General features: G+C 74.2%; 22 protein-coding genes and 1 riboswitch. Of the genes, 6 read left to right on the forward strand and 16 right to left on the reverse strand.

Annotation, left to right across the window (positions count from 1 at the left end):
- Positions 1-71: 71 nt before the first annotated feature.
- Positions 72-201: riboswitch (FMN riboswitch) on the reverse strand.
- A gap of 106 nt (positions 202-307) precedes the next feature.
- From AAG589_RS04340 to AAG589_RS04365, 6 genes are all read right to left on the reverse strand, one after another.
- A complete protein-coding gene (locus tag AAG589_RS04340; protein WP_430566004.1) occupies positions 308-748 on the reverse strand; it encodes a hypothetical protein in 441 nt (146 codons plus the stop codon).
- Between the two features lie 42 nt (positions 749-790).
- Positions 791-1,834, reverse strand: a complete 1,044-nt coding sequence (locus tag AAG589_RS04345; protein WP_430566005.1) for a hypothetical protein — start codon at positions 1,832-1,834, stop codon at positions 791-793.
- A gap of 29 nt (positions 1,835-1,863) precedes the next feature.
- Complete coding sequence (gene der, locus AAG589_RS04350; RefSeq protein ID WP_430566006.1) at positions 1,864-3,438, reverse strand: ribosome biogenesis GTPase Der; 1,575 nt, start codon at positions 3,436-3,438, stop codon at positions 1,864-1,866.
- Between the two features lie 111 nt (positions 3,439-3,549).
- The gene (cmk, locus tag AAG589_RS04355; RefSeq protein ID WP_430566007.1) at positions 3,550-4,254 is read right to left on the reverse strand and encodes a (d)CMP kinase; all 705 of its coding nucleotides are present in this window, start codon (positions 4,252-4,254) and stop codon (positions 3,550-3,552) included.
- 74 nt (positions 4,255-4,328) lie between these two features.
- A complete protein-coding gene (locus AAG589_RS04360; RefSeq protein ID WP_430566008.1) occupies positions 4,329-5,198 on the reverse strand; it encodes a pseudouridine synthase in 870 nt (289 codons plus the stop codon).
- 64 nt (positions 5,199-5,262) lie between these two features.
- Complete coding sequence (locus AAG589_RS04365) at positions 5,263-5,874, reverse strand: TetR/AcrR family transcriptional regulator (protein ID WP_430566009.1); 612 nt, start codon at positions 5,872-5,874, stop codon at positions 5,263-5,265.
- 105 nt (positions 5,875-5,979) lie between these two features.
- On the opposite strand from AAG589_RS04365, the gene AAG589_RS04370 reads away from it, so the two are divergent.
- Positions 5,980-6,402 (forward strand): organic hydroperoxide resistance protein, encoded by a 423-nt coding sequence (locus AAG589_RS04370; protein ID WP_430566010.1) that lies wholly within the window; start codon positions 5,980-5,982, stop codon positions 6,400-6,402.
- 31 nt (positions 6,403-6,433) lie between these two features.
- Here AAG589_RS04370 and scpB read toward each other — a convergent pair whose 3' ends face one another.
- The 5 genes from scpB to AAG589_RS04395 form a co-directional block, all read right to left on the reverse strand.
- Complete coding sequence (scpB, locus tag AAG589_RS04375) at positions 6,434-7,129, reverse strand: SMC-Scp complex subunit ScpB (protein ID WP_430566011.1); 696 nt, start codon at positions 7,127-7,129, stop codon at positions 6,434-6,436.
- The gene (locus AAG589_RS04380) at positions 7,126-8,094 is read right to left on the reverse strand and encodes a segregation and condensation protein A (RefSeq protein WP_446719681.1); all 969 of its coding nucleotides are present in this window, start codon (positions 8,092-8,094) and stop codon (positions 7,126-7,128) included. Before AAG589_RS04380 ends, scpB begins: the two co-directional genes overlap by 4 nt.
- The gene (locus AAG589_RS04385; protein WP_430566012.1) at positions 8,087-9,019 is read right to left on the reverse strand and encodes a ParA family protein; all 933 of its coding nucleotides are present in this window, start codon (positions 9,017-9,019) and stop codon (positions 8,087-8,089) included. Before AAG589_RS04385 ends, AAG589_RS04380 begins: the two co-directional genes overlap by 8 nt.
- Before the next feature lie 115 nt (positions 9,020-9,134).
- Positions 9,135-10,148, reverse strand: a complete 1,014-nt coding sequence (locus AAG589_RS04390; RefSeq protein WP_430566013.1) for a site-specific tyrosine recombinase XerD — start codon at positions 10,146-10,148, stop codon at positions 9,135-9,137.
- Between the two features lie 36 nt (positions 10,149-10,184).
- Positions 10,185-11,216, reverse strand: coding sequence for a heme o synthase (locus tag AAG589_RS04395; protein ID WP_430566014.1), 1,032 nt, complete (start codon positions 11,214-11,216; stop codon positions 10,185-10,187).
- Positions 11,217-11,625: 409 nt separating this feature from the next.
- On the opposite strand from AAG589_RS04395, the gene tkt reads away from it, so the two are divergent.
- The 5 genes from tkt to pgl all read left to right on the forward strand — a co-directional run bounded on the left by tkt (position 11,626) and on the right by pgl (position 18,419).
- Entirely contained in the window at positions 11,626-13,761 is a 2,136-nt protein-coding gene (tkt, locus tag AAG589_RS04400) for a transketolase (RefSeq protein ID WP_430566015.1), read from the forward strand.
- A gap of 101 nt (positions 13,762-13,862) precedes the next feature.
- The gene (tal, locus tag AAG589_RS04405; protein WP_430566016.1) at positions 13,863-14,981 is read left to right on the forward strand and encodes a transaldolase; all 1,119 of its coding nucleotides are present in this window, start codon (positions 13,863-13,865) and stop codon (positions 14,979-14,981) included.
- Positions 14,982-15,059: 78 nt separating this feature from the next.
- The gene (gene zwf / locus AAG589_RS04410) at positions 15,060-16,601 is read left to right on the forward strand and encodes a glucose-6-phosphate dehydrogenase (RefSeq protein WP_430566017.1); all 1,542 of its coding nucleotides are present in this window, start codon (positions 15,060-15,062) and stop codon (positions 16,599-16,601) included.
- A gap of 82 nt (positions 16,602-16,683) precedes the next feature.
- A complete protein-coding gene (locus tag AAG589_RS04415) occupies positions 16,684-17,622 on the forward strand; it encodes a glucose-6-phosphate dehydrogenase assembly protein OpcA (protein ID WP_430566018.1) in 939 nt (312 codons plus the stop codon).
- On the forward strand, positions 17,619-18,419 hold the full coding sequence (pgl, locus tag AAG589_RS04420) for a 6-phosphogluconolactonase (protein WP_430566019.1): 801 nt from the start codon (positions 17,619-17,621) through the stop codon (positions 18,417-18,419). Before AAG589_RS04415 ends, pgl begins: the two co-directional genes overlap by 4 nt.
- A gap of 91 nt (positions 18,420-18,510) precedes the next feature.
- On the opposite strand, the gene AAG589_RS04425 is transcribed toward pgl, so the two are convergent.
- From AAG589_RS04425 to AAG589_RS04445, 5 genes are all read right to left on the reverse strand, one after another.
- Entirely contained in the window at positions 18,511-19,407 is an 897-nt protein-coding gene (locus AAG589_RS04425) for a phenylalanine 4-monooxygenase (protein ID WP_430566020.1), read from the reverse strand.
- 74 nt (positions 19,408-19,481) lie between these two features.
- Positions 19,482-19,847, reverse strand: a complete 366-nt coding sequence (locus AAG589_RS04430; RefSeq protein WP_430566021.1) for an RNA polymerase-binding protein RbpA — start codon at positions 19,845-19,847, stop codon at positions 19,482-19,484.
- 144 nt (positions 19,848-19,991) lie between these two features.
- Complete coding sequence (gene secG, locus AAG589_RS04435) at positions 19,992-20,234, reverse strand: preprotein translocase subunit SecG (RefSeq protein ID WP_380326827.1); 243 nt, start codon at positions 20,232-20,234, stop codon at positions 19,992-19,994.
- Positions 20,235-20,428: 194 nt separating this feature from the next.
- Complete coding sequence (gene tpiA, locus AAG589_RS04440) at positions 20,429-21,196, reverse strand: triose-phosphate isomerase (protein ID WP_430566228.1); 768 nt, start codon at positions 21,194-21,196, stop codon at positions 20,429-20,431.
- Between the two features lie 73 nt (positions 21,197-21,269).
- Positions 21,270-22,469, reverse strand: a complete 1,200-nt coding sequence (locus tag AAG589_RS04445; RefSeq protein WP_430566022.1) for a phosphoglycerate kinase — start codon at positions 22,467-22,469, stop codon at positions 21,270-21,272.
- Positions 22,470-22,556 lie beyond the last annotated feature (87 nt).

The raw sequence follows: 22,556 nt of genomic DNA on the forward strand, positions 1-22,556 counted from the left end.
GGCCGGCCGTCGACCACCACGGCGGGTGGGCCCGGCCCACGAGGGTCGGGAACGAACCGGACGGGGAGCCGTCGCGTGCGCTTCCCATCCGGACTTTGACCGTCGGTCCAGGAGTTCCACCTGGTCAACCGGTCACAGGCTGTGACCGGGTCGCGGACTTTCACCGCCGGCTCGGAATTTCACCGACCCCAGAGCACGCGAGCTTCTCGCTCGTCACCGCCGACCGTGACACGCGACGCCCGATCCTGGCAAGCCCGAGTGGCGCACGTCTCACCGCACACCTCACCGCATGCCGCGCGACGGCAGGTCAGTCCCAGACGAGGGACAGCACCCGGTGCCCCTCGGGCACCTCGGGGACCTCGCTGAACCAGTCCTCCGGGTAGACGTAGCCCGCGACCACGCCGTCGGCCTGCAGCTCGTCCGCGCCGACGAGGTCCTCGACCTCCTCCGGCACCAGCGTCGTGCAGACGGCGACCGCCTCCGCCGCGATCCAGTCGACTCCGTCCTCGACGGACTCCTCGTGCAGCTCGACCCGCACCCAGGCGACCCCGTCGTGCGCAGCGAGGTGCTCCAGCCGCCTCCGGACGTCCGCGAGCGGCGGCCGGCCCTCGCCCCACTGGTTCGGGGCGAGGGACTCCTCGTCGTCGTTGCCGTCGAAGAACTCGGCCAGGGTGAGGAGCGGGAGGTTCCGGTCGTCGCCACCGCCGGCGGCGCCCGAGCGCCGGTCCAGCTCGTCGCGCGTGATCACGCCACCGACCCTAGGCCCGCCCACGCGCCGTCGCGACGGCGGTCATCGTGCGAGCGAGCGGGCGGTGCGGCGCTCGTCGTCACGGCCGAGCGCCACCCCCAGCGCGGCCAGCACGAGCAGGTCCACGACCAGTCCGGCGACCGCCACCCACTGCACGGCCCGGAACGCGAGCAGCTGCGTCACCAGCAGGCTGACGAGGACGCCGCGGCGCACCCACACGGCCCCGGCGCGGTGATCGCCGCGCCCGACCACGACGCCCGTCACCACGCAGGCCACCGTGACCGCGACGGCCACGACGATGCCCGCCCCGACCCACGTCGGCACGTCCACGCCACCGGTCAGCACACGCACGCCGACGACCAGCGAGCCGGCCGCGGTCCCGAGCACGGCGACCGTCACGACGGCGGCCGCCCAGCGGTGCTCCATCGCGCCGGCGAACCACGCCGAGGCCCGGCGCACGAGGGCGCGCACGGGGTCCGGCACGCTCACGTCGTCCCGCGGGACCGCCTCGACCAGCGCGGCCACCTCACCGGCGGCGGGCTCGCCGCGTCCGCGCTGCGCCAGCGTCCGCGCCTCCTCGCGCTCCGCGTCGGTGAAGCCGCCCGCCACCCCGGCCACCGCGCGGTCCGTCGCGACCGCGAGGTACTCCGCGGGATGGTGCGCCCGTCGGCCGTGCAGGGCCTCGACGAGCAGCACGAGCACCACCACGACGGCGTAGATGAGCGCCGCCGTCGGCGCGTAGAAGTAGTCGTTGTCGGACGTGACGAACTTGCCGATCTCGTCGACGAAGAGCCCGAAGCCCACCCCGCCGAGCACCGCGCCCAGCGACCGCGGGGCGGGGCCGACGAACGACAGCAGCACCACCACCGCGAGCGCCATGCCGAGCCCGCCCCACAGGACGTGCGCCACGTGCAGCCCGCCCCCGCCCACCTGCGGGTACCCGGAGGCGGCGAGGAGGAACCGCGTCACCAGCACCGTCGCCACGGTCACGACGAGGAACGTCACCAGGTGGCGCACGGCGGACGTGTCGCGGGCCGCGCCGAGGCGCAGCAGGCGGCCACGGCGCGCGAGCGGGGCGGTGCTCATCGGCGGCTCCTCATCCGGTCACGGGCCGCTCAGCGCCGCCGCTTCTCCCGCACGCGGACGCTGATCTCGATGGGCGACCCCTCGAAGCCGAACGTCTCGCGCAGGCGGCGCTCGATGAACCGGCGGTACCCGGCCTCGAGGAAGCCGGTCGCGAAGATCACGAACCGGGGCGGCCGGGTCGAGGCCTGCGTGCCGAACAGGATGCGCGGCTGCTTGCCGCCGCGCAGCGGGTGCGGGTGCGCGGCCACCAGCTCGCCGAGGAACGCGTTGAGGCGGCCGGTCGGGATGCGGGTATCCCACGACTCCAGCGACGTCTCGAGCGCGCGCGTCAGCTTGTCGGTGTGCCAGCCGGTGCGGGCCGAGACGTTGACGCGCGGCGCCCACTGCACCTGCACCAGGTCCTTCTCGATCTCGCGCTCGAGGTACGGGCGACGGTCGTCGTCCATGAGGTCCCACTTGTTGTACGCGATGACGAGCGCACGCCCGGCGTCGACGGCCTGCGAGATGACGCGCGTGTCCTGCTCGGTCATCGGCTGCGAGGCGTCGACGAGCACGACGGCGACCTCGGCCTTCTCGATCGCCGCCTGCGTGCGCAGCGAGGCGTAGAAGTCCGCGCCACGCGTCTGGTGCACGCGGCGGCGGATGCCGGCCGTGTCGACGAACCAGTAGGGCACGCCCTTGATCTCGACGAGCTCGTCGACCGGGTCGCGGGTGGTGCCCGCGGTCTCGTCGACGACGACGCGCTGGGCACCCGCGATCTTGTTCAGCAGCGACGACTTGCCGACGTTCGGACGCCCCACGAGGGCCACCCGCCGCGGGCCGGCCGGCCGCAGCTCCCCGTGCTCGGAGACCTCGGGGAGCACCTTCATCGCGGCGTCGAGCAGGTCGCCCGTGCCGCGGCCGTGCAGCGCGGACACGGGGTGCGGCTCGCCCAGGCCGAGCGACCAGAGGTACGCGGCGTCGGCCTCGCCGGACGGGCCGTCCACCTTGTTGGCGCACAGCACGACCGGCTTGCCGGAGCGGCGCAGCAGCTCCACGACGCGCTCGTCGGTCGACGTCGCGCCCACCGTGGAGTCGACGACGAAGATCACGGCGTCGGCGAGCTCGACCGCGACCTCCGCCTGCTCGGCGACCTTCGACTCGATGCCGGCGACGTCGACCTCCCAGCCGCCGGTGTCCACCAGCGTGAACTCCCGTCCGGCCCACTCGCCGGGGTAGCTCACGCGGTCGCGGGTGACGCCCGGCGTGTCCTCGACGACGGCCTCGCGGCGCCCGAGGATACGGTTCACGAGGGTCGACTTGCCGACGTTGGGGCGGCCGACGACGGCGAGCACCGGCAGCGGCGCCTCGCCCGGGCCGAACCCCTCCTCGTCCCACTCGGCGTCCAGCAGGGCCCGGTCGGCCTCGTCGAGCTCGAAGTCCTCCAGCCCGGCCCGCAGCGCGCGCTCGCGCGCCTCGTCGTCGCCGTCGGACCCGAGGACCTCCGCCACGGCGTCCCGCGCGGTCTCGCCCGCACGCTCCTCGGCGGGCTCGGCGCCGGGGGCTGCGGTGGGGTCGTCGGTGGGCTCGGCAGCGGGCACGGAGCCGTCGGCGGGAGAGGTCATGGTGACCATTCTCCCAGCACCGGACGCGTGTCACGAACGAGACCGCCGTCACCCCGCGGTGACGACGGTCTCGTGCGACGGACGCGCCCCGGAGGGCGCCGCCTCCGGGCGTCAGGCCGTGACCTGGGCGACCACCGCGAGGACGGCGTCGACCGTCTGGTCGAAGTCGAGCTCGGAGGAGTCGACGGTGGCGACGCCGTCGGCGGCCACCTGGAACTGGCTCACGGTCGCGTCGTCGCGGTCGCGGCGCAGCACCTGGTCGCGCGTCGCCTCGACGGCCGACTCGTCCGCGGCGCCGTGCACCTCGAGGGAGCGGCGACGCAGGCGAGCCTCCTCGCTCGCGGTGAGCAGCACGCGGGCGTCGGCGTCGGGGGCGACGACGGTCGTGATGTCGCGGCCCTCCGCGACGATGCCCTTGCCGCCTGAGAAGCCGCCGGGGGCGCTCTCGGTCTCGATCACGGCGCGCTGCCGGCGCCGCAGCTCGGCGCGGACCTCGAGGTTGGTCGCCACCTGCGAGACCGCCGTGGAGACCTCGGTGGTGCGGATCGCGGCGGCGACGTCCCGGCCGCCCAGGTGCACGGTCGGGGCGGCGGGGTCGACCCCCATCTCCAGTGGCATGGCGCGCACGGAGTCGGCCACCGCCGCCTGGTCGGCGAGGTCCGTGCCGCCGTCGACGCACCACAGCGTCGCGGCCCGGTACATCGCGCCCGTGTCGAGGTAGGCGAGCCCCAGCCGGGCCGCCACCGCCTTCGAGACGCTGGACTTGCCGGACCCGGAGGGACCGTCGACGGCGATGACGACCACGTGTGAGCTCACCTTCTGTTGTCGCGCGGGGCTGCCGCGCGGGGACTTCGGAACTGCGGACGGAGGGACGGGAGGCGCCGCCGACGTCACATGTCGACGTCGCGCATGAGGGTGCCGAGCTCGGTGCGCCCGAGCACCCGCGAGCGCCCGACGCGCAGGTCGCCCAGGGCGATCGGGCCGATCCGGGTGCGCACCAGGCGCGTCACGGGGAAGCCGACGGCCTCCAGCATGCGGCGCACGATGCGGTTGCGGCCCTCGTGCAGCACCACCTCGAGCATCGTGGCGCCCGGGACGGCGTCGACCACGCGCACCTTGTCCGCGCGGGCGGGGCCGTCCTCGAGCTCGACGCCGTCCGTGAGCTGCTTGCCGTGCCGGGGGTAGAACTCCCCGCCGGCGACCGTGACCAGGTAGGTCTTGCGGATCTCGTACCGCGGGTGCGCGAGCCGGTTGGCCAGCTCGCCGTCGTTGGTGAGCAGCAGCAGCCCCTCGCTGTCGGCGTCCAGCCGGCCGACGTGGAAGAGCCGCTCGGGCCGGTCCTTGACCAGGTCGGCGAGCGTGGGCCGCCCCTCGGGGTCGCTCATCGTGGACACGACGCCGAGCGGCTTGTTCAGCGCGATCGTGATCTTCGACGTGTCGAGCTGCACGCGCATGCCGTCCACGTGCACGACGGCCTTCGCCGGGTCCACGCGCACCCCGAGCTCGGTCACGAGGACGCCGTCGACCTCGACGCGGCCCTCGGCGATCAGCTCCTCGCACTTGCGGCGCGAGCCCAGTCCCGCCTGGGCGAGCACCTTCTGCAGGCGCACGCCGTCGGCGACGTGCACGTCGCGGTCCGGCTCGGCGGAGCGCGGTGCGGGACGACGGGGCGCGGCCCCGCGCGAGCGCTGTGCTCGGGGGGCGGCGGGGCCCTGCGGGCGGTGGGTGCGGCGGCTCCCGCCGCGGCGTTCGGTGCTCATGGTGCCCGATTGTCTCAGGTCGCCCGGGTCCCGCTCGACGGCAGGCGGCAGGGCGCCGCGGTCGTCAGCCCTGGTGCGCGGCCAGGACCGCCGCGAAGCCGGCGGCGAGGCGCGGCGCCACGGCGTCCGCGTCGTCGACGTCCCCGCACACCATCGCCCCGTCGCGCAGCATCATCAGCTCGGCCGCCGCGGCCGCGGGGTCGTCGGCGCCGCCGTCGCGCGCGACGTCGGCGAGGAAGCGGGCGTACCACGCGCGGTGGTCGGCCACCGCGCGGCGCACGGGGTGGGCCGGGTCGGCGAACTCGGCCCCGGCGTTGACGAACGCGCAGCCGCGGAACACGTCGGTGCGCGCCACGTCGCCGAGGGCCGCGGCGAGCGCCGCCAGGGTGGCGCCGGCGTCGCCGGCGTGCTGCTCCCGGATGTCGTCCAGCTGCTCCCGCTCCGCGGCCGCGAGCCCGCTCAGGTAGGCGACGGCCAGGTCGTCCTTCGTCGGGAAGTGCCGGTAGAAGGTGACCTTCGACACGCCGGCCGCCGCGATCACCTTGTCCGCGCTCACGGCGCGCACGCCCTCGGCGTAGAAGAGCCGGCTGCCCGCCTCGAGGATCCGTGCGCGCACCTGCCCGCGCCCGCCCCGCGCGGGGCCGGGCGCCGTCGCCGTCGGCTTGCTGGTCTCCATCTGCCCAACCTCTCACGCCCGGCGCGCCGCCGGGCCCCGTGCTTGCGGCGACGGTCGCCGCGTGGTCTAGTAGACGAACTAGTAACCCTACCGAAGGGAACCACCATGGGTGCGATCTACACGGCCGTCGCCACCGCGACCGGCGACGGACGGGACGGGCGGTCCCGGACCGACGACGGGCTCCTCGACGTCGACCTCGCGATCCCGAAGGAGATGGGCGGCGCCGGCGGGGCCACCAACCCCGAGCAGCTGTTCGCCGCGGGGTACGCCGCCTGCTTCCACTCCGCGCTCAAGCTCGTCGCGCGGCGCGAGAAGGCTCCGCTGAGCGACTCCGCCGTCGTGGCGGAGGTCTCGCTGCACCCGACGCCCGAGGGCGGCTTCGGCCTCGCCGTGGCGCTGCACGCCGAGCTCGGCGGCGTCGACCAGGCGACGGCCGACGGCCTCGTCGCCGCCGCGCACCAGGTCTGCCCGTACTCCAACGCCACGCGCGGGAACGTCGACGTCACGGTCGACGCGACCGTGGCCTGAGGTTCTCGGGGAGAGCGGCTGGGGCGAGGCCTCAGGCCCTGGGCCCGTCCTCCGTCAGCCCGCTGCGGAGGGCCGAGGACGGGTCCAGGGCGATCGCCTCCCCCACGTCCGGGAGGTGCGGCGCCAGCGGCGGCAGCGCCTCGAGCGACGACCAGCCCATCCGGTCCAAGAACTCGCCGGTCGTGCCGAAGAGCACCGCGCCGGTCATCGGGTCCTGGCCCGTCTCGGCGATCAGCCCGCGGGCGAGCAGGGTGCGCACGACGCCGTCCACGCTGACGCCGCGCACCGCCGAGACCTGCCCGCGCGTCACGGGCTGCCGGTACGCGATCACCGCGAGCGTCTCGAGCGCGGCCTGGCTGAGCCGGGAGGACTGCCCCTCGAGCACGAACGCCCCCACGACGTCGGCCTGCGCCCGCGCCGAGTAGACGCGCCACCCCTCGGCGCCCTCGCGCAGCTCGAACCCGCGCGGGCGGCCGCCCGTCTCGCCCCGGTACTCCGCGGCCAGCTCCTCGAGCACGCCGGCGACCTCCGGGACGGGACGGGCGACGCCCGCCGCGAGCCGCTCGACCGGCACCGGCGACTCCGCGACCATGAGCACCGCCTCGAGCGCCGCCGCCAGCCCGCCCGGCAGGTCGTCGACGTCCACCTCGATCTCGACCGTCGGCTCGACCGGCGGCTCGACCGGCGGCTCGGCCGCCTCCGCGCGCCCGTCCGTCTGCTGCGTCATGCCACGACCTCCGTCACGTCGGGGCCGCCCAGCGCGGGCGCCCCCGACCCCTCGTCCTGCCCGGGCGTGCCGTCGAACTCCTCGAAGCCGCCCGCGAGCGCGTCGTCGTCCTGATCGTCGCCGTCGCCGCCCGCCGTCCATCGCACGGTGAGCTCCCCCAGCGCCGTCGCCTGCTCGAATGCGACACGGCCCAACCGGAAGAGCTCCAGGAGGGCGAGGAAGCGCGCCACCGCCACCAGCCGCTCCTCCCCCGCCACCAGCGCGCGGAACGTCGCGACGTGCTCGCGCCGCAGCCTGCGCGCCACCACGCCGGCCTGCTCGCGCACGCTCACGGCGGAGGCGTGCAGGTGGTCGAGCCCGACGACGGGCGGCGCCTTCGGTTCCAGGGCCTTCGCGGCGAGCTCCGCGAGCCGCGCCCCGTCGAGGGTCCACACCAGCTCGGGCAGCAGCGCGGTGAGGTGCGGCTCCAGCGGCACGGACCGCGGTACACGACGTCCCTCGGTCTCGAGCCGCTCGGCGAGGATCCCCGAGACTTCCTTGTACGCGCGGTACTGCAGCAGCCGGGCGAAGAGCAGGTCGCGCGCCTCGAGGAGCTCCAGGTCCTCGGCGTCCTCCTCGACGACGCCCGGCAGCAGCCGCGCCGCCTTGAGGTCCAGCAGGGTCGCCGCGACCACGAGGAACTCGCTCGCCGTGCCGAGGTCCCACGACGGGTGCTCCTCGCCGCGCGACTCCGCCGCGCGCGCCTCGGCCTCGGCCTCGCGGATGTGCGCGACGAACTCGTCCGTCACCTCCGCGAGCGCCACCTCGGTGACGTCCAGCTCGTGCTTGGCGATCAGCGACAGCAGCAGGTCGAACGGGCCGGTGAAGTTGTCGAGGTGCACCTCGAACCCCGGCCGGGCGCCGGCGGCATCGACGTCGTCCGCCGCGCCGACGGCCGTCCCCTGCTCCGGGGCGACGTCAGGCAGCGTCACCACGGGCGACGAGCTCGCGCGCGAGCTGCCGGTACGCGGCGGCGCCGGCGTGGGTGGGGGCGTAGTTGGTGATCGGCTCGGCCGCGACGGACGCGTCCGGGAACTTCACCGTGCGCCCGATGACGGTGTGCAGCAGCGTGTCGCCGAACGCCTCGTGCACGCGCGCCACGACCTCGCGCGAGTGGAGGGTGCGCGAGTCGTACATGGTCGGCAGGATGCCGTCGATCTCGAGCGCCGGGTTGAGCCGGTCGCGCACCTTCTCGATCGTCTCGACGAGCAGGGCCACGCCGCGCAGGGCGAAGAACTCGCACTCCAGCGGGATGAGCACGCCGTGCGCAGCGGTGAGGGCGTTGACGGTGAGGAGGCCGAGCGACGGCTGGCAGTCCACGAGGATGACGTCGTAGTCGTCCAGCGCCGGCCGCAGCGCGCGGGCGAGCACCGACTCGCGGGCCACCTCGCCGACGAGCTGGACCTCCGCCGCCGACAGGTCGATGTTGGCCGGCAGCACGTCCAGCCCCTCGATGTTGGTGGGCTGCAGGACGTCGGTGAAGCTGACGTCGCGCTCCATCAGGAGGTTGTAGACGCTCAGGTCGAGGTCGTGCGGGCTGACGCCCACGCCGACCGACGCGGCGCCCTGGGGGTCGAAGTCGACGAGCAGGACACGGCGGCCGTACTCGGCCAGCGCGGCGCCCAGGTTGATCGTCGTGGTGGTCTTGCCGACGCCGCCCTTCTGGTTGCACATCGCGACGATGCGCGCCGGCCCGTGGGACGCCAGCGGCGCCGGGTCGCGGAAGTCGGGCAGCGGCCGCCCGACGACGTCGGTGCGCGGCTCCTCGGGCCCGCCCGCCGGACTGCCCGGGGCGGGACTGGTCGCGGTGGCCGCGGCCGGTGAGGCGTCGCTCGTGGTCGTCTGCGTCATGGTGTCGCTCCCGAGTCCCTCGCTCACCTGCGTCACGCTACCCCAGGGCCTCACGGGGTCCGGGCGGCACGCCGGGCGCGCCGCCCATCACGCGCCGGCGGCGTCCGGCCGCGCGTCAGCCCAGCGCCCGGGGGTGGGCCGCGGCGTACACCTCGCGCAGCGCGTCGCGCGTGATCATCGTGTAGATCTGCGTGGTCGTCACCGAGGCGTGGCCGAGCAGCTCCTGCACCACGCGCACGTCGGCGCCGCCGGCGAGCAGGTGGGTGGCGAACGAGTGCCGCAGCGTGTGCGGCGACACGTGCTGCGTCAGGCCCGCCCGCTCGGCCGCCGACTGCAGCACCGACCACGCGCTCTGCCTCGACAGCCGCGCGCCGCGCGTGTTGAGGAACAGCGCCGGGGTGCCGCGGCCCGCCGCGGCGAGCGGTGCCCGCGCGCGGACCAGGTACGCCTCCAGCGCCGTCCGCGCGTACGAGCCCACCGGCACCACGCGCTCCTTGTCGCCCTTGCCGCGCAGGCGGACGGACCCCGCGCGGGGCGCCCCGCCGCTCGCACCGTCGTCGTCGGCAGCGTCGCCGGCGGTGTCGTCCAGCAGCCCGTCGACGTCGTCGACGTCGAGGCCCACCACCTCGCTGATGCGCCCGCCGGTCGAGTAGAGCACCTCCAGGAGGGCCCGGTCGCGCAGCGGCACCGCGCCCTCCCCGGCGCCCGCGGCCTCGAGCAGGCGGGCGACGTCGTCGATCGACAGGGCGTGCGGCAGGCGGCGCAGCGCGCTGGGGGCGTGCACCTGGGAGGCCGGGTCCGCGCTGGTGGTGCCCTCGGCGTGCGCGAACCGGTGCCAGCCGCGCACGGCGGCCAGCGCGCGGGCGGTCGACGAGGGCGACAGCGGTGCTCCGCCGTCCGACCCCTGCCGCAGCACGAGCACGTAGTCCTCGACGTCGCGCTCCCCCACGTCGGCGAGCCCGGACCGCCCGGTGGCGGCCAGGTGGCGGGCGTACCGACCCAGGTCGCGACGGTAGGCGGCGACGGTGTTGGCCGACAGCCCGCGCTCGACGCCGAGGTGCGCCAGGTAGTCCTGCAGCGCGGCCGTCAGCGGGGGCGGGAGGGGCGGGGCGGACGACGAGTCGGGCACCGGGACATCATGCCCCGCGCCGGCGACCCGCCGGGCTCAGAACGGCAGGAAGACGTCCACGGCGACCGCGATGAACAGCACCGTGAGGTACGTGATCGAGCCGTGGAAGACCTTCATCGCGCCGAGCTTGCCGCGCTCGGGGTGCCCGGCGCGGCGCAGCATCGCGATGACGAGGTAGAGGAACCAGCCGCCCGACGCGACCGCCGCGGCCGTGTAGAACCACGACATCCCGGCGAGCGGCACGAGGGCGAGCGAGCACGCGATCATGGCGACCGTGTGCGCGACCATCTCGACCGCCACGCGGCGGTCGGTGGCGACCACCGGCAGCATCGGCACGCCGGCGTTGGCGTAGTCCTTCTTGAACTTCACCGACAGCGGCCAGTAGTGCGGGGGCGTCCAGAAGAAGATGACCCCGAAGAGCGCGACCGCGGCCCAGCTCAGCGACCCCGTGACCGCGGCCCAGCCGATGAAGACGGGCATGCACCCGGCGATGCCGCCCCACACGATGTTCTGCGGCGTGCGGCGCTTGAGGATCATCGTGTAGCCGACGACGTAGATCGCGATCGCGGCGAAGGTCAGCCACGCCGAGGCGGGGTTGACCAGCAGCGCGAACCACAGCAGCGACACGGCCCCCAGCACGGTGGCGAAGACGAGCGCGGCGCGCGGCGTGATCTCCCCCGTCGCCAGCGGGCGCCGCTTGGTGCGGTTCATCACCTGGTCGATGTCGCGGTCGAGGTAGCAGTTGAAGACGTTCGCCGACGCCGCGGCCAGGGTGCCGCCCACGAGGGTGAGCACGACGAGCCACAGGCTGGGCAGCCCGTCCTGCGCGAGGATCATCGTCGGCAGCGTCGTGACGAGCAGCAGCTCGATGATGCGCGGCTTGGTCAGCGCGACGTACGCGCCGAGGCGGTCGCGCCAGCTCTTGCCCGGCGTGCCCGTCCCCCCGCCCTGGTCCGCGTTCGCTCCGCGGCGGTCCGCCCGGTCCGCATCGGCACGCTCCCGCTCGGCCCGCACGGCCGCGCGGGTCGGCGACTGGGGGTGGGACGTCGTGGTGCTCGTGGTGCTCACGCGCGTGCTTGTCCGTTCTCGGCTGGGGGTCCGGGGAGCTCGGGCGACGGTGGTTCGGCCGCCGCCTCATCGTACGCCGAGGTCAGCGACCCGGCGGCCCGGGCGGTGGCGGCGTGGCTGTGAGAAATGCCCGCGCAGGCGTCATCTCCCCGGACATCCTCCGGCCGGCGTGACGCCCCGCTCACCTGATGGGACGAACGGTGTCGGGACGGGCGTGGTGGGAATGCTCGGCGCTAGGGTGGTGCTGCACAACGGTGAACAGCGGGCCGTCCGTCCCGGTCGGCCCCACGCCACCGTGCCCCGCCGTCGACCCAGGACCCCGTGCGGCGTCCGACACGACGGCGCCCCGTACCGGCAGAGCAGCAGCAATCACCCGGGGCCTCGCTCCGGGCAGGAAAGAGGCACATCTGTGAACGCGTTCGACCCCGTCGTCGCCCCGCTCGAGTGGAGCGCGCTCGACGACCGCGCGGTGAAGACCATCAAGGCGCTGGCGGCCGACGCCGTCGAGAAGGTCGGCAACGGCCACCCCGGCACGGCGATCTCGCTCGCCCCCGCCGCGTACCTCCTGTTCCAGAAGACGCTGCGGCACGACCCCTCCGATCCGCACTGGGTCGGGCGCGACCGGTTCGTCCTGTCCGCGGGTCACTCCTCCCTCACGCTGTACCTCCAGCTGTTCCTCGCCGGCTACGGCATGGAGATCTCCGACCTCGAGGCGCTGCGCACCTGGGGCTCGCAGACCCCGGGCCACCCCGAGTACCGGCACACCCCGGGCGTCGAGATCACCACGGGCCCGCTCGGCCAGGGCCTCGCGTCCGCCGTCGGCATGGCGTTCGCCGCCCGCCGCGAGCGGGGCCTGCTCGACCCCGACGCCGCGCCCGGCGAGTCGCCGTTCGACCACCACGTGTACGTGATCGCCTCCGACGGCGACCTGCAGGAGGGCGTCACCTCCGAGGCCTCGTCGCTGGCCGGCACGCAGAAGCTCGGCAACCTCGTGGTGATCTGGGACGACAACAAGATCTCCATCGAGGACGACACCGACATCGCGTTCACCGAGGACACGCTCGCGCGCTACGCCGCGTACGGCTGGCACACGCAGCGCGTGGACTGGACGCAGGGCGGCACGGGCTACGCGGAGGACGTCGACGCGCTCGCCGCGGCCATCGATGCCGCGAAGGCCGAGACCGACCGCCCGTCGTTCATCGCGCTGCGCACGATCATCGGCTGGCCCTCGCCCACCAAGCAGAACACCGGCGGGATCCACGGCTCCGCCATGGGCGCCGACGAGGTCGCGGGCCTCAAGGTCGCGCTCGGCCTGGACCCCGAGGCGAGCTTCGCCGTCGACGACGAGGTGCTCTCCTACACGCGCTCCGTCGCCGAGCGCCAGGCCGACCAGCGCGCCGCCTGGGAGAAGTCGTACGCCGCGTGGCGCACCGCCGCCCCGGAGCGCGCCGCCCTCCTCGACCGGCTCGCCGCGCACGAGCTGCCCGCCGGCTGGACCGACGAGCTCCCCGTCTTCGAGGCCTCCGAGAAGGGCGTCGCCACCCGCGCGGCGTCCGGCAAGGTCCTCACCGCGCTCAAGGACGTGCTGCCCGAGCTGTGGGGCGGCTCCGCCGACCTCGCCGGCTCGAACAACACCACGATGGACGGCGAGCCGTCGTTCATCCCCGTCGAGCACGCGACCAAGAAGTTCCCGGGCAACCCCTTCGGGCGCACCCTGCACTTCGGCATCCGCGAGCACGGCATGGGCGCGATCCTCAACGGCATCGTGCTGCACGGCCTCACCCGCCCCTACGGCGGCACGTTCCTCCAGTTCGCCGACTACATGCGGGCCTCGGTCCGCCTCGCGGCGCTCATGGAGATCCCGACGACGTTCGTGTGGACGCACGACTCCATCGGCCTCGGCGAGGACGGCCCCACGCACCAGCCCGTCGAGCACCTCGCGGCGCTGCGCGCCATCCCCGGCCTCGACGTCGTCCGCCCCGCGGACGCGAACGAGACCGCGTGGGCCTGGCGCGGCATCCTCGAGAACACCGCCAACCCGGCCGGCATCGTCCTGACCCGCCAGAACGTCCCGACGTTCCCGCGCGGCACCGACGGCTTCGCCGGCGCCGAGGGCACGCTCAAGGGCGGCTACACCCTGATCGACGCCACGAACGACGAGACGGGTGCGCCCGACGTCGTGCTGGTCGGTACCGGCTCCGAGGTGCAGCTCGCCGTGCAGGCGCGCGAGCAGCTCGCCGCCGAGGGGATCGCCGCCCGCGTCGTGTCGATGCCGAGCCGCGAGTGGTTCGACAAGCAGGACGCCGCGTACCGCGAGTCGGTGCTGCCGTCCGCGGTCAAGGCGCGCGTGTCCGTCGAGGCGGGCGTCGCGCAGGGCTGGCGCGACGTGGTCGGCGACGCCGGCCGCAGCGTCTCGCTCGAGCACTACGGCGCCTCGGCCGACTACCAGACGCTGTACCGGGAGTTCGGCATCACGGCGGAGGCCGTCGCGGCCGCCGCCAAGGAGTCGCTCGCCGCCGTGCGCGGCGCTGGCGACGCCGCCTGAGCGCTCGTAGATTCCCAGGGTGGGGCGTCGCCCCCGCGGCGCCCCACCCGACCCCTGTCGAGACCTCCCGCGCAGGGGCTTCCGACCTGGAAGGACGTCCGATGACGCAGAGCACCGTCCCCGCACCGATCACCGACCTGACCGGCGCCGGGGTGTCCATCTGGCTCGACGACCTGTCGCGGGAGCGCCTGCGCAGCGGCAACCTGGCGGCCCTCGTGGCCGAGCGGGGCGTCGTCGGCGTGACGACCAACCCGACGATCTTCGCCAAGGCCCTGTCCAGCGGTGACGCCTACGACGTGCAGCTGACCGAGCTCGCCGGCTCCGACGTCGACGCCGCCGTCGAGACGATCACCACCGACGACGTGCGTGCCGCCGCGGACCTGCTGCGCCCGGTCTACGACGCCACCGACGGGGTGGACGGGCGCGTGTCCATCGAGGTCGACCCGCGGCTCGCGTACGACGCCGACAAGACGGTGGTCGTGGCGGAGCGCCTGTGGCGCATCGTCGACCGCCCGAACGTCTTCATCAAGATCCCCGCGACGGTGCCGGGCCTGGACGCGATCTCGCGGACCCTCGCCCAGGGCATCAGTGTCAACGTCACCCTGATCTTCTCGATCGAGCGCTACCGCTCGGTCATGGAGGCCTTCGCGATCGGCCTCGAGCAGGCCCGCGCCGACGGCATCGACCTCGCCCCCATCGGGTCCGTCGCGTCGTTCTTCGTCTCCCGGGTCGACTCGTCCGTGGACGCCGCCCTCGAGAAGATCGGCACCCCCGAGGCCCTCGACCTGCGCGGGCAGGCCGCCGTCGCCAACGCCCGCCTCGCGTTCGAGGCCTACGAGCAGTTCCTCGGCACGGACCAGTGGCGTTCCCTCGCGGCGTCGGGCGCGCACCCGCAGCGGCCGCTGTGGGCGTCGACCGGCGTGAAGAACCCGGAGTACCCCGACACCCTGTACGTCTCCGAGCTGGTGACGGACGGCGTCGTGAACACGATGCCCGAGCCGACCCTGCAGGCGTTCGCCGACCACGGCGTCGTCACCGGAGACACCGTCCGCGGGACCGCGGGCGCGGCGCGCCGCACGATCGAGACCATCGAGTCCCTCGGCGTCTCGCTCTCCGAGGTCACCGACCACCTCGAGACCGACGGCGTCCGCAAGTTCGAGGACTCCTGGACCGAGCTCCTGGACACCGCGTCCGCCGGGCTGAAGGCCCAGGGCTCCTGACCCTTCCCCCGGGGGCGCCCTGGCGCCCCCGGGCCCGCACCACCTCCCGCCCGCACGACGAAGAACGGTGCCCACCTCGTGAGACCGGCCAAGATCACCGCCGAGCACAACCCGCTGCGCGACCCCCTCGACCTGCGGCTCCCCCGCATCGCCGGCCCCAGCGGCCTGGTGATCTTCGGGGTCACGGGCGACCTGTCGCGCAAGAAGCTCATGCCCGCCGTCTACGACCTGGCGAACCGCGGCCTGCTGCCGCCCGGGTTCGCGCTGACGGGCTTCGCCCGCCGCGACTGGGAGGACGAGGACTTCGCCCAGGTCGTGCACGACGCCGTCAAGGAGCACGCGCGCACGCCGTTCCGCGAGGCCACCTGGCGCCAGCTCGCCGAGGGCATCCGGTTCGTGCAGGGGTCGTTCGACGACGACGCCGCGTTCGAGCGGCTGCGCCAGACTGTGGAGCAGCTCGACGCCGAGCGCGGCACCGGCGGCAACCACGCGTTCTACCTGTCCGTCCCGCCGAGCGCGTTCCCGCTGGTCTGCCGGCAGCTGTCGGAGTCGGGGCTGTCGAAGTCGTCCCCGGAGGCGTGGCGCCGCGTCGTCATCGAGAAGCCGTTCGGCCACGACCTGAAGAGCGCCCAGGAGCTGGACGCCGTCGTCTCCCAGGTCTTCGACCCCGAGTCCGTGTTCCGCATCGACCACTACCTCGGCAAGGAGACGGTCCAGAACCTCCTCGCGCTGCGGTTCGCGAACCAGATGTTCGAGCCGCTGTGGAACAGCAACTACGTCGACCACGTGCAGATCACCATGGCCGAGGACATCGGCATCGGCGGGCGCGCGAGCTACTACGACGGCATCGGCGCCGCCCGCGACGTCATCCAGAACCACCTGCTCCAGCTGCTGGCCCTCGTCGCGATGGAGGAGCCCGTCAACTTCGACGCCGAGGCCCTGCGCACCGAGAAGATCAAGGCGCTGTCCTCGGTGCGGCTCCCCCGCGACCTCGGGCGCCACACCGCCCGCGGGCAGTACGCCTCCGGCTGGCAGGGCGGCGAGAAGGTCGTCGGCTTCCTCGAGGAGGAGGGCTTCAACCCCGACTCCACGACGGAGACGTTCGCCGCCGTCAAGCTCGAGATCGACAACCGCCGCTGGGCGGGCGTGCCGTTCTACCTGCGCACCGGCAAGCGCCTGGGCCGGCGCGTCACCGAGGTCGCCGTCGTCTTCAAGAAGGCGCCGCACCTGCCGTTCGAGTCGTCGCTCACCTCCGACCTGGGCAACAACGCGCTGGTCATCCGGGTGCAGCCCGACGAGGGCGTCACCCTTCGGTTCGGCGCCAAGGTGCCCGGCACCGCGATGGAGGTCCGCGACGTCACGATGGACTTCGGGTACGGCCACTCCTTCACCGAGTCGTCGCCCGAGGCCTACGAGCGCCTCATCCTCGACGTGCTGCTCGGCGACCCGCCCCTCTTCCCGACCCGCGAGGAGGTCGAGCTCTCCTGGAAGATCCTCGACCCGATCACCTCGTACTGGGCCGGCCGCGGCAAGCCGGAGCAGTACGCCTCGGGCACCTGGGGCCCGGAGGCCGCCGACAAGATGATGGCCCGCGACGGCCGCTCGTGGCGGCGCCCGTGAGACGCGCCGCCATCCCTGACGACGCCCCACGCGCCGCGGCGAGCCGCCGCCACCTGTGCCGGATCCACCGAGGAGAGCCCCGATGATCATCGACATGCCGGACACGACCACGAACGCGGTCGGCAAGCGGCTGGCGCACCTGCGCGACGAGGGCGGTGCCGTGGCGCTGGGCCGGGTGCTCACGCTCGTCGTCGTCGCCGAGGAGGCCGACATCGAGGGCTCCGTGCGCGCCGCCAACCAGGCGAGCCACGAGCACCCGTGCCGGGTCGTCGTGGTCGCCCCGCTCGCCCAGCGTGACGGCTCCGTGCCGCGGCTCGACGCCGAGATCCGCGTCGGCGGCGACGCGGGCGCCTCGGAGGTCGTCGTCCTGCGCGCGGGCGGCCCGATGCTCGACCACCCGGACACGCTCGTCATGCCCCTGCTGCTGCCGGACGCGCCGATCGTGGTGTGGTGGCCCACGGGCGGGCCCGACGACCCGTCGGCGGACCCCATGGGCGCCATGGCCCAGCGTCGCATCACGGACTCGACCACGGCGGCCGACCCGGTCGCGATGCTGCACCGCCTGGCGGGCACGTTCAGCCCGGGCGACACCGACCTGGCGTGGGCGCGCGTCACCCTCTGGCGCGGCCTCATCGCCGCGGCGGTGGAGCAGCCGCCCTTCGAGCCCGTCACCGCCGTGAGCGTGGAGGGGCAGGAGCAGCACACCTCCCTCGACCTCCTCGCGGCGTGGCTCGGCCAGCGGCTGCGTTGCCCCGCCACGGTGGTGCGCACCGACAGCGACGACGCCATCACCCGCGTCACGCTGGAGCGCAAGAGCGGCCCGATCGTCCTCGACCGTCCGGACGGCCGCGTCGTGTCGATCACGCAGCCCGAGAAGCCGGAGCGCCGCATGGCGCTGCCCATCCGCGCGCTGAGCGAGGCGCTCATCGAGGAGCTGCGCCGCCTCGACCCCGACGAGCTCTACGGCGAGGTCCTGACCAAGGGCCTGACGAGGGTGGAGACCGTGAAGGCGGGCAAGTGAGCGCCGGCGCGCCCGGCGCCGCGCCGCTCGCCGTCGTCCACCCGGACGCGACGGTCCTCGCCGAGGCCGCCGCGGCCCGCCTGCTCACCCGCCTCCTCGACGCCCAGTCGGTCCGCACGCCGGTGCACGCCGTGCTCACGGGCGGCACCGTCGGCATCAAGACGCTCGAGGCGGTCGCGGCGAGCCCGCTGCGCGGCGCCGTGGACTGGTCCGGCGTGCACCTGTGGTGGGGCGACGAGCGTTTCCTGCCCGACGGCGACCCGGACCGCAACGAGAGCCAGGCCCGCGCCGCTCTCGTGGACGCGCTCATCGCGGACTCCGGCCTGCCCGAGGACCACGTGCACGCGATGCCGGCGCGCGGCGCCGTGGTCGGCGGCGTCACCGTCGAGACCCCGGAGCAGTCCGCCGCGGCCTACGCCGCCGAGCTGGCGGCCTTCGCCGAGGCCGGCGGACCCTCCGGCGACTCCCCGGCGGCGGTGCCGGCGTTCGACGTCCTGCTGCTGGGGATGGGCCCGGACGGCCACGTCGCGTCGCTCTTCCCCGGGCACGACGGGCTCACCGCGCGCGGCGCGACCGTCGGGGTGCACGGCTCCCCGAAGCCGCCGCCGGAGCGCGTCTCGTTGACGTTCGACGCCCTGCGCCGCGCCCGCGAGGTGTGGGTCGTCGCGGCCGGCGCCGAGAAGGCGGCCCAGGCCGCCGCGGCCCTCGCCGGCGGCCCCGTCGTGGACGTCCCGGCCGCGGGGGCGCGCGGCACCGAGCGCACGCTGTGGCTGCTGGACGCGGCCGCGGCCGGTTGATCCTGCCGGCGCCTCGCTGGTCGAGCTCGTCGAGACCACACCCGCTGGTTGAGCCTGTCGAAACCCGGTCCCTGGATCTCGACAGGCTCGATCAGCGAAGCGCCCGCCGCCGGTCGGCGAGCAGGCGGGCGGGCGTCTCGTCGTCGAACTCGGCGAAGAACTCCCCCACGCGCTCGGTGAGCTCGCTCATCCCGTCGCACGCGAACAGCGTGGGCTGGTAGTGCGAGATGTCGTACTCGACGGTGCCCATCGAGTAGAAGTCGAGCGGGAGGATCGTCGCCCCGCGGAACTCCTCGATCTCGCCGTACGAGGACAGCAGGCCCGCGCCGTACGCGCGCAGCTCCCCGTCCTCGTACATCACGCCGAACTCGATGGTGAACCAGAAGACGTCCGCCACGAACTGCAGGCCCTCGGCGGTCTCGCACCGCCGCGCCGCCTCGCCCGCGCGTCGCTTCACCTCGGCGATCGCAGGGTTCGCGAGGAGGTTCCCGTGCCCGACCACCTCGTGGATGATGTCCGGCTCCGGGGTGTACAGCGGCTGCGAACCGTGCCGCAGGTACTGCGTGGAGTGGAAGACGCCGTCGGCGAGCGACCCGTAGAACTGGTCCAGCGGCACCAGGCCGGCAGCCGGGTGCAGCCGGAAGCCGCTGAGCGGCTCCAGGCCCGCGCTCACCTCGTCGAGCTGCGGCACCCGGTCGGTGGGCAGGCCCAGGGCCTCCTTGCCCTCCAGGTACCCGCGGATCGCGAGCCGCTCGTGCTTCGGGGCGAGCTCGGCGCACACCGTGCGCCAGATGGCGTTCTCCGCGTCCGTGTACTCGACGCGCGGCACCGGGTCACCCGGCGACCAGCGCAGCGCGGGGCCGGCGATGACCTCGCGCCGGCGCCGGTACTCCGGGTCGTTCGCGCCGGGATGGTCGTCCGTGAGGTGCACCGTGACGCCGTGCTCGTCCTCGGTGACGGGGGCGTAGAGCTGGCCTTCCTCGAACATGCGGCCAGACTACGCCCGGCACCACCGTCTCGACAGGTGGACGGCGGCCCGCCCTGCGACTCCCTCCGGCGGCGTCAGCTCGCCCGGCGCAACCCGGTCCGGCGCGCCCGCAGCGTCGCGAGCGCCTCCTCGAGCAGGGCCGCACCGTCTTCCTCGGACCGGCGCTCCTTCACGTACGCCAGGTGCGTCTTGTACGGCTCGTTCCGCGCCGGCTCCGGCGGGTTGGCCGCGTCGAGCCCGGCGGGGAAGCCGCAACGCGGACAGTCCCAGAACTCCGGAGGCTCGACGTCCTCGTTCGCCGAGAAGCTCGGCGTCGTCTCGTGCCCGTTCGCGCACCAGTACGAGACCCGCACCCGGGGTGCCGCCTCGCCGCGCTCGGACTCTCCCAGCGGACCCGCGCCCACGCGCGAGCCCCGGATCGCATGACCGGCTGTAGCCACGTGCTGTCGTCCTCACCTTCGACTCAGTGGGCGTACGCCCACGGACGATCTTCGTGAACCGTCGGGCCGGGCTCGTGCCCGGCCCTGGTGCCCCCGCGCCGGTCGGGTCCGAGCCCGGCCGGCGACTGTCGCGCTCGTGCCGGCTCAGCTCACCTTGGTGATGAGGCCCAGCAGCACGATCACGACGAACCAGACGAGCGCGAAGCTCACCGTGATCCGGTTGAGGTTGCGCTCGGCGACGCCGGAGCTGCCGGCGGCGCTCGAGATGCCCCCGCCGAACATGTCGGACAGACCGCCGCCCTTGCCCTTGTGCATCAGGATGAGCAGGGTCAGGAAGGCGCTGGTGATCACCAGGAGAACCTGAAGGATGATCTGCAAAACGTCCACGGTGTCCTCGGCTGTCCTCGTTCGTCGCCCGCCCCGCGGGGCGGGCTGGTGTGCGTCCCGGGCCAGGACGTCGTCCCGGCCGGGTCAAGAGTAAGTGACGGACGCCTCTCGAAGCGAACACCGATGTTTCCATCGGGTGACGATCCGGGAGGCGTCCGTCGTGCGGGCCCGGGGCCCGCGGTGCGCGCGTCGCGTCAGGCGACGTGCGACTGGTAGCGCGCGATCTTCGCGAACTCGACCGGGTCGAGGCTCGCGCCGCCGACCAGGGCGCCGTCGACGTCGGGCTGCGCCATGATCTGCGCGACGTTGCCCGACTTCACCGAGCCGCCGTACAGCACGCGCACGCCCGCGGCGAGCTCCTCGCCGTACAGCTCGGCGAGGCGGCCGCGGATCGCGCCGCAGACCTCCTGCGCGTCCTCCGGCGTCGCGACCTCGCCCGTGCCGATCGCCCAGACGGGCTCGTAGGCGATGACGACCTGCGCGGCCTGCTCCGCGGGCACCTCGGCCAGCGCCGCGTCGACCTGCGCGAGGGTGTACGAGACCTGCTCGCCCGCCTTGCGGACGTCCAGGCCCTCCCCGACGCACAGGATCGGCACCAGGCCGTGCTCGAAGGCGGCGCGCACCTTGGCGTTGACCAGCGCGTCGTCCTCGGCGTGGTACTCGCGGCGCTCGGAGTGCCCGACCGCCACGTAGGTGCAGCCCAGGCGGGACAGCATCGGGCCCGAGACCTCGCCGGTGTAGGCGCCCGACGCGTGCGTCGACAGGTCCTGGGCGCCGTAGCGCACGTCGAGCTTGTCGCCGTCGACGAGCGTCTGCACCGACCGCAGGTCGGTGAACGGCGCCAGGACGGCGACCTCCACGGCCTCGTAGTCGTGCTTCGCGTCCTTGAGCGTCCACGCGAGCTTCTGGACCGCGGCGATCGCCTCGGTGTGGTCCAGGTTCATCTTCCAGTTGCCCGCCATCAGGGGCGTGCGGGTGGTGGCCACGATGGGCTCCTCGTTCTCTCGTGCTGGGGTGGGAAGGATCGGTCGGCTGTCAGTCCGCGAGGACGGCGAGGCCCGGGAGGTCCTTGCCCTCGAGCAGCTCCAGGCTCGCGCCGCCGCCCGTGGAGATGTGGCTGAAGCCCGCCTCGTCGAAGCCGAGCGCACGCACGGCCGCGGCCGAGTCGCCCCCGCCCACGATCGAGAACGCGCCGGCCGCGGTGGCGTCGACGATGCCCTGCGCGACGGCGCGGGTGCCCGCGGCGAACGCGTCGAACTCGAACACGCCCATCGGGCCGTTCCACACGACGGTCTTGGCGTCCGCGAGCCGCGCCGCGAACAGCGCGCCGGCCTCCGGGCCGATGTCGAGCCCCATCGTCCCGTCGGGGATCTGGTCGGCCGGCACGGTGCGGTGCGGCGCGTCGGCGGCGAACGAGTCGGCGGCGACGACGTCCGTGGGCAGGACGATCTCGACGCCCGACTCGGCGGCCTGCGCGAGGTAGCCCTTCACCGTGTCGACCTGGTCCGACTCGAGCAGCGACGAGCCCACGGAGTGGCCCTGCGCGGCCAGGAAGGTGAAGACCATGCCGCCGCCGATGAGGAGGCGGTCGGCCTTCGTCAGGAGGTTCTCGATGACCCCGAGCTTGTCAGAGACCTTCGAGCCGCCCAGCACGACGGCGTACGGCCGCTGCGGGTCGGTGGTGGCACGCGAGAGGGCCTCGACCTCCTTGAGGACGAGGTCGCCGGCCGCGGCCGGGAGCAGCTTCGCGACGTCGTAGACCGACGCCTGCTTGCGGTGCACGACGCCGAAGCCGTCGGAGGCGAACGCGTCGGCCAGGGCGGCCAGCTCGCCGGCCAGCTCCTCGCGCTCGGCGTCGACCTTCGAGGTCTCGCGGGCGTCGAACCGGACGTTCTCCAGCAGGGCCAGCTGCCCGTCGCCCAGGCCGGCGACGGTCTGCTGCGCCGACGGGCCCGTCACGTCGGCGGCGAGCGCGACGTCCTGGCCGATCAGCTCGCCGAGGCGCGCGGCCACGGGCGCCAGGGAGTAGGCGGGGTTCGGCTCGCCCTTGGGACGGCCGAGGTGAGCCGTCACGACCACGCGCGCGCCGGCCTCGAGAAGGCGCTGCAGCGTGGGCAGCGCGGCCTTGATCCGGCCGTCGTCCGTGATGGTGGTGCCGTCGAGCGGCACGTTGAAGTCCGAGCGGACGAGGACGCGCTTGCCGCGCAGCTCGCCCAGGGTGTCGATGGTCTTCATGGGGCACACCTGTCCGTCAGGGCCCGGTGCGTGCGGCGCGCCCTTCAGGGGTCCGCACGCCCTGGGCCGGGGTGATCTGGTCCGTAC

The sequence above is a fragment of the Isoptericola sp. F-RaC21 genome, assembly GCF_038593535.1.
In the GTDB taxonomy this organism is placed as follows: domain Bacteria; phylum Actinomycetota; class Actinomycetes; order Actinomycetales; family Cellulomonadaceae; genus Isoptericola.

Bases quoted from the DNA above. Each gene is read 5' to 3' on its own strand.
- AAG589_RS04345 (WP_430566005.1), bottom strand. From the start codon at position 1,834: ATGAGCACCGCCCCGCTCGCGCGCCGTGGCCGCCTGCTGCGCCTCGGC.
- der (WP_430566006.1), bottom strand. From the start codon at position 3,438: ATGACCTCTCCCGCCGACGGCTCCGTGCCCGCTGCCGAGCCCACCGAC.
- AAG589_RS04360 (WP_430566008.1), bottom strand. From the start codon at position 5,198: ATGAGCACCGAACGCCGCGGCGGGAGCCGCCGCACCCACCGCCCGCAG.
- AAG589_RS04365 (WP_430566009.1), bottom strand. From the start codon at position 5,874: ATGGAGACCAGCAAGCCGACGGCGACGGCGCCCGGCCCCGCGCGGGGC.
- AAG589_RS04370 (WP_430566010.1), top strand. From the start codon at position 5,980: ATGGGTGCGATCTACACGGCCGTCGCCACCGCGACCGGCGACGGACGG.
- scpB (WP_430566011.1), bottom strand. From the start codon at position 7,129: ATGACGCAGCAGACGGACGGGCGCGCGGAGGCGGCCGAGCCGCCGGTC.
- AAG589_RS04385 (WP_430566012.1), bottom strand. From the start codon at position 9,019: ATGACGCAGACGACCACGAGCGACGCCTCACCGGCCGCGGCCACCGCG.
- tal (WP_430566016.1), top strand. From the start codon at position 13,863: ATGACGCAGAGCACCGTCCCCGCACCGATCACCGACCTGACCGGCGCC.
- AAG589_RS04415 (WP_430566018.1), top strand. From the start codon at position 16,684: ATGATCATCGACATGCCGGACACGACCACGAACGCGGTCGGCAAGCGG.
- AAG589_RS04425 (WP_430566020.1), bottom strand. From the start codon at position 19,407: ATGTTCGAGGAAGGCCAGCTCTACGCCCCCGTCACCGAGGACGAGCAC.
- tpiA (WP_430566228.1), bottom strand. From the start codon at position 21,196: ATGGCGGGCAACTGGAAGATGAACCTGGACCACACCGAGGCGATCGCC.
- AAG589_RS04445 (WP_430566022.1), bottom strand. From the start codon at position 22,469: ATGAAGACCATCGACACCCTGGGCGAGCTGCGCGGCAAGCGCGTCCTC.